Origin of the sequence: Sphingomonas sp. (assembly GCF_031380695.1) — a bacterium.
Taxonomy (GTDB): Bacteria; Pseudomonadota; Alphaproteobacteria; order Sphingomonadales; family Sphingomonadaceae; genus Sphingomicrobium.
In genome coordinates, this window is sequence record NZ_JANMWY010000283.1 from 1 (window position 1) to 5849 (window position 5849).

Sequence of the window (5849 nt, forward strand, 5' to 3'; positions counted from 1 at the left end):
ATCGACAACATGCGCAAGGCTACCACGGTCGGCGCATTGGCCGGTGACATTGGCCAAGCCAGTGGCGGTACCAGCAACACCATCGCGGTGAATATGAGCTTCGACTATCCCGACCCGGTGAAGGCCCAGGCGGTGCTGCAAAGCTATGTCGCCAACTTCCTGCGAATGGACAATGAGACGGTCGAGCAGCAGGCCGGGCTCACCGTGCGCTTCCTCCAGGACCAGGCGACCAAGCTCCAGGGCCAGGTCGACGTCATCGAGAATCAGATCACCGAGCTCAAGGCGCGCAACGGATCGGCGTTGGCTTCTGTTGGCGGCGGCGGGATGATGATCGATACCGGTAGCTACACCGCCCAGATTGCCGGGCTGGAATCGCAGAACCGCCAATTGCTCGCGGCGACGAGCCGGGGCCGGGGCAATCCCGATCTTGCAGCGGCGGAATCGTCGCTGGCCGCGGCGCGCGCCAAATATTCCGATACGCACCCCGACGTTCTCCAGGCTCAGCAGAATCTCGAGCAGGTGCGCGCCATCGCGCGGGCGAACCCCGGCCTGGATGACTCCAGCCTGATCCGCCAGCAAATCGAAGCCAACAACCGGGCGATCGCCAATCTGTCCGAAAGCCGATCGGCATCGCTGGCGCGTGCCGCGGCCGCGTCATCCGGCTCGGCGCGGGCACCGGCGATCCTCGAGCAGGCGATGCAGCTGGAGAATCAGGCGAGCACGTTGCGCGACCAGTATAAGGATGTCTCGGCGAATTTGCTGAAGGCCCAGAACAGTGAACGCATGGCCAATGAGCAGCGCGCCGAACGACTGTCGCTGGTCGATGCGCCGGACCTGCCCGACACGCCGCAATCCCCCAATCGCCCGCTGCTGATCTTCGGCGGGCTAGCTGCGGGCCTGATGCTCGGCCTGTTGCTTGCGCTCGGTATCGAGCTCGTGACGCAGCCCATGCGCAGTCCCAATCAGATCGAGGCTATGGGTCTGCCGGTGTTGGGCGTCGTGCCCATATTAATGACCGGGAAACCAGAAAGGCGCATTTGGGGTTGGCCGTGGCGTCGGAAGGAAAGCCTTGCTTAACATGGACAGGATGAGCGGCGCCGCCGAATCGATGGACAAGATGCCGGAAGGATCGCTTCCGCTGAAGCTGCCGACTCTCGATCAGGCGCAGAGGTTGCCGGTCGACCTGACGGCGCTGAAATCGCTCGGAATATTCGGCTTCGACAGCATCGATCCGCGCTCGCGCAGTTTCAATTTGATTCGCGCGCGGCTGACCAGTCTCCACCGCGAGCGCGGATGGCGGCTGTTCGGGATCGTCTCGGCGACGTCGCAGGTCGGCAAGTCCTATATGGCGGCGAATGTCGCTGCCGCGCTCAGCCGCAATCCGCGCTATGATGCCACGCTGGTCGATCTCGACCTGCGCCGCGGGTCCGCCAGCAGCCAGTGCGGCATCGACGCCGACGTCAGCATGCGCGACTATCTCGACGGCGTGGATACGGTGCGCACGCCGCCGGCTTACGCCTTCGATGGGCAGCGGCTGCTGATCCTGCCGACGCGGGCCGGGGTCGTTCGCTCGGCCGAAATGCTCGCCGGTGTCCGCGCGCAGGCGATGTTCCGGGCGATGCGGGCCGACGCGCAAAACAGCCTGTATATTGTCGACTTGCCGCCGGTCTTCGCCAACGACGATGCGTCGACCGTGATGCAGCGCCTGGACGCCTACATCCTCGTTGCCGAGGAAGGGAAAACGACCAAGCGCGAAATCCGCGAGGCCACGGGCCTGCTGGGCCAGGAACGGCTGGCGGGTGTCATCCTCAACAAATATCGCGGCGGCCTGATGAGCGAAGGTTATGGCGTCGAAGATTATTACAACCGCGGCTATGGCTATGGCGCGGACGAGCAGGCGACTGAATAGCGACAGACTGGCTGAATAGGGGCAGTGACGGAGCCCGGCCGCGAGACCGGGCCTCCCTTCGCTCATTACTTCTTCGGTGCGAAGCCGTCCTTATACTCGATCTTCGCCGATCCCCGCAGGCTCTTGAGCCGCGTCTCCATGAACTTCTGACCATCGCCCTGGCGGATGGCCGCGACTGCCTGAGCCTTGGCCTCATCGGGCGGGGGCGGGGCCGGCTGCCGACCAGTGATCACATTGGCGACGCTGCGCGGTCCGGCCGGGACGATGAACGGCTCTCCGGTCGGCAGGGCACTCAGTTTGATGTAAAGGTCATGCGGCACGATCGCGGTATTGATCTTGTTCTTGCCGCGGTTGAAGGCGATCCCGCTCTGGCTGAGCGCGGCGGTGAGTGCATCGAGCGAATGGGCGTCCGCGATCCTCTTGAGCGCTGCGGCATCTGTCGGCGTCGCATAGAAGAGCTGGTCGAGATCCCAGGCTTCGCGCTTGGCGAACATTTCCGGGCGCGAAGCCTGGAAGGCGGCGATCGCGTCGGGCGACGGTAGTTGGGCGGTGTTGAGCTGGCGCGACGCCAGCATTCCGATCAGCAGATCCTCGTTGGCGCGCCGTTGCTTGTTGAGAAATTCCGGCGATTTATCGAGCCCGTCGGTCTTGGCTTGCTGCGCGAGCAGGCGCCGGTCGACCATCGCCTGGAGAACCTGGTTGCGGGCCTTGTCCTTGTCGAAACCGGTGGGGACGTTCACCTGCGAGAGTTCGGCATTGAGCTCGGCCGACGTGATTTCCTCGCCGTTGACGACGGCGACGGTCTGCCCTTCCGCCTTGCGATCACAGCCCGCGATGACCGACGCAACCAGACAGGCGGTAATGAGTTTTTTGTGCACGGAATTGGCCCTCGCTATTTGCAAATCTTCCGGGTTCAAGCGATAGCATGGCGACAGGATCGTGACTACACGCCTGATCGAGCGAGGGTGGCATGGAAACGATTTACGACTGGGTCACGTTGGGAATCTTCGCCGGACTGGTCGTCTTGTTTCTGCAGCGATCCACATCTGAGACTGAGCACGAAAAGGATTCGCTCGGCTGGTATCTCGCGGCGGGCGCAGGATGCGCGGTGACAAATTATTTCGGCAACAAGGGCAATGATATTGTCGCCGTAGTGGTCCTTGCCGCGACACTTGGGCTCATTTTCGTATTTCTGAAACCGTTTAATTTCGGATCCAGCGCCGGCCCATAGGCAGGTGTCGCCGTTATCCGACGCCGATCAAGACCTTGCGGGCGAGTGGCGACAGCGACGCGATCAAGGACCGGGTGAAGCCGTCGATCACTGCCAATGCCTCGTCCCGGTCATTCGTGCTGACGGAGATGCGCACCAGCACGGCGTCGGGGATGATCCCTCTCATATTGTCTTGCGCCACGGCCCAGCGTTGCTCGGACCAGCTGATCGGTAGATGTCGTCCGATCCGCGTCCAGTAGACGATCTGCTCGGACCGGCCATCGGCGGTAGCGGTTAGCTGGTTGGTACGCAGCATCAGCGGCCCGACGGGAATGTCATGCTCGATTACGGGAGACAGCTGGAACCCGCCGGCCGGATAACAGACCTCCGGTCGATGAATCTGCAATACGCCGGTCTGGCTGGCGCTTTGCGCGGCGAGCATCATGATGGACGGCTGGTTGGGCGCCGAATAGACGCGCGTTAGTAGCTGGCTGTAGAGCAACCGGGACAGCTGATCCTCGGGGGCAGTGACCAGCCCGCTGGCGCTGACGAACGACCAGTCGGCAAAATGTTTGGGGATGATGTCGTCGAGCTTGGCCTTGCCGAGGAAATCCTCGACCGTACGCGGCGTGCGCGCATAAGCCAGCGCGGCCGCGCCGAGGAATGCTCCTCCGATCAGGAACTTGCGACGGTCGAGCCGGTCCTTGTGGATATCGTCGGTCATGCGGCCCTCCGCATGCCGCTGCGGATGCGGTCGACCAGTTCGTCATAGGCGAAGATCGAGATGATGGCGGCAAGGAACATCGTCAGCCCGGCAAAATTGTGGAGGAAGCCCTGCGCGGCGGCTTCGCCGAAATAATAGGTGATCAGGATCAGCACCAGCACGCGGACGAAATTGGACAGGATGGCGACCGGGATAATCGCCAGCGCGATCAGCGACAGCTGCGCGAAGTCGGAGCGATGGCGCAAATAGCCATAGAAAAGGCAAATTGCGCTGAGGCTGAGGATCGAGTTCAGCCCTGCGCAGGCTGCGGCGACGAGTAGCTCATATTGCGCGATCTGGATCATCACGCCGGAATTGGCGATCGGATAGCCCAGTCCGTGAAGCAAGCTGACCGCAGTCTGCGAAATGAGGATCTTGATTGGCTGCGTGACGGCGGCGACGACCGTGTCGGGCGGCGGCAGGGTCAGCGCGAGGTAAAGAAGCGGAAACCAGAGCTGCCGCAGGATCGCCCCACCCCAGAGCAGATAGGCACCGACGAGAAAGGCGCCATAGATGGCGAAGGCTTCGATCTCGAGGATGCCGGTTACCCGGGCGAGGAAGAAGACGATCAGCAGAACGCCGATGGCCAGCGACGCCAACAGCGGGCGCGGCGGCACGCGCGGAGCATCCGACTGCTTATACTCACGCCACAGCAGCCACAGGCCCGTCGCCAGCACGAGCGGGCCGTGACCGCCCTGCTCGGTCGACCAGCTGAATTTGGCAACATTGTAGAGCATCGGCAGCGCCAGCACGACGCAGGCCAGCGCCAACACCAGATTGGCCGGTGTCGGCGGTGGAAACCGCATGGATTGCCTCTCGGAGGCCTCGGCAACCAGCACTTTGCACCCTGACCAGAGAAATTTACTTAATTGGCTTCAGCCTAACGCTGCATGGGACCAGTCGCAAGCGCTCCCGGCGCGGGACCTGCCGCCACTAATCTAGGTGGCCGCGCATGAAGAAAGTTATAAGACCGAGCAATGATTGTCATTCTTCTGATGCTGCTCGCGATCCCGTTCCTGGTGACCGCCTACTTCGTCGTCGAGGTGGCAGCCGGCCTGCCGCGAATGCCGCGACGCGATCTTGCGCCGGCCCTTCCCGGTCGTGTCGCGCTGGTCATGCCGGCCCATGACGAAGCAGCGATCATCGGCGATATCATCGCCACGCTTCGCCCCTCGCTTGAAGGATGGGCGTCGCTGCTCGTTGTCGCCGACAATTGCGTCGATCCGACGGCCGATATCGCCCGCGCCGCGGGCGCAAGCGTGATCGAGCGATCGTCGGCCACTGAGCGCGGCAAGGGCTTTGCGCTGGCGTTCGCGCAGCAGTATCTGCGGAGCGATCCACCCGATGTCGTCATCATCCTCGATGCCGATTGCGGCACCGACCGCACTTCGTTGCAGCTGCTGGCCGGAAGCGCGAGCGCGCTCGGCCGGCCGTGCCAGACGGTCAACCTGATCCGCCCCGATCGAAGCGCTTCGCCGCTAGTGCAGCTGTCGAGCTTCGCGTTCATGCTCAAGAACCTCGTGCGACAGCGCGGGTTGCAGCGGCTGGCGCGGCGCGTTCACTTGACCGGGACGGGAATGGCGCTGCCATGGTCGCTGTTCGATCAGGCGCCGCTGGCGAGCGCGAACATCGTCGAGGATGTCGAACTCGGGCTGCGGATGGAGCGACTTGGCTATCCCCCTCAGCTGGTGTCGGATGCGACCGTGTGGAGCGATCCGAGCAGCGCCTCGGGAACCTTGATCCAGCGCACGCGGTGGGAAGGCGGATTCCTGGCGATGGCGACCGTGCAGGCGCCGCACGCCATCGCCCGCGCGATCGGACGCGGAGACAGGCGGGCGCTTGCGGCGGCGCTCGACCTCGCTGTTCCGCCGCTGACCCTGTTGGCCCTGATCGATGCCGCCGTGCTGCTAGTCGCTGTCGCATTGACGCTAATCAGTGGCGCGCCGTGGTGGCCAGTCGCGCTCCAT

General features: G+C 63.5%; 7 protein-coding genes. 4 read left to right on the top strand and 3 right to left on the bottom strand.

What is annotated here, in order from left to right; genetic code table 11:
* The coding region (locus tag RMN84_RS10230) for a lipopolysaccharide biosynthesis protein (protein ID WP_309612069.1) at positions 1–1077 on the top strand (1077 nt) is incomplete at its 5' end.
* A gap of 10 nt (positions 1078–1087) precedes the next feature.
* Complete coding sequence (locus tag RMN84_RS10235; protein WP_309612070.1) at positions 1088–1909, top strand: CpsD/CapB family tyrosine-protein kinase; 822 nt, start codon at positions 1088–1090, stop codon at positions 1907–1909.
* A 65-nt stretch (positions 1910–1974) separates the two neighbouring features.
* Here the strand turns inward: RMN84_RS10235 and RMN84_RS10240 are convergent, their stop codons facing one another.
* Positions 1975–2787: a SurA N-terminal domain-containing protein gene (locus RMN84_RS10240; protein WP_309612071.1), complete on the bottom strand. Its 813-nt coding sequence runs from the start codon at positions 2785–2787 to the stop codon at positions 1975–1977.
* Between the two features lie 92 nt (positions 2788–2879).
* Here RMN84_RS10240 and RMN84_RS10245 point away from each other — a divergent pair, with 92 nt between their 5' ends.
* The gene (locus RMN84_RS10245; RefSeq protein ID WP_309612072.1) at positions 2880–3140 is read left to right on the top strand and encodes an XrtV sorting system accessory protein; all 261 of its coding nucleotides are present in this window, start codon (positions 2880–2882) and stop codon (positions 3138–3140) included.
* Between the two features lie 13 nt (positions 3141–3153).
* Here RMN84_RS10245 and epsI read toward each other — a convergent pair whose 3' ends face one another.
* Complete coding sequence (gene epsI / locus RMN84_RS10250) at positions 3154–3843, bottom strand: exosortase-associated protein EpsI, V-type (RefSeq protein ID WP_309612073.1); 690 nt, start codon at positions 3841–3843, stop codon at positions 3154–3156.
* Positions 3840–4688 (bottom strand): exosortase V, encoded by an 849-nt coding sequence (xrtV, locus tag RMN84_RS10255; protein ID WP_309612074.1) that lies wholly within the window; start codon positions 4686–4688, stop codon positions 3840–3842. Before xrtV ends, epsI begins: the two co-directional genes overlap by 4 nt.
* Before the next feature lie 171 nt (positions 4689–4859).
* On the opposite strand from xrtV, the gene RMN84_RS10260 reads away from it, so the two are divergent.
* Positions 4860–5849: glycosyltransferase (locus tag RMN84_RS10260; protein ID WP_309612075.1), on the top strand; the 990-nt coding region annotated here is incomplete at its 3' end.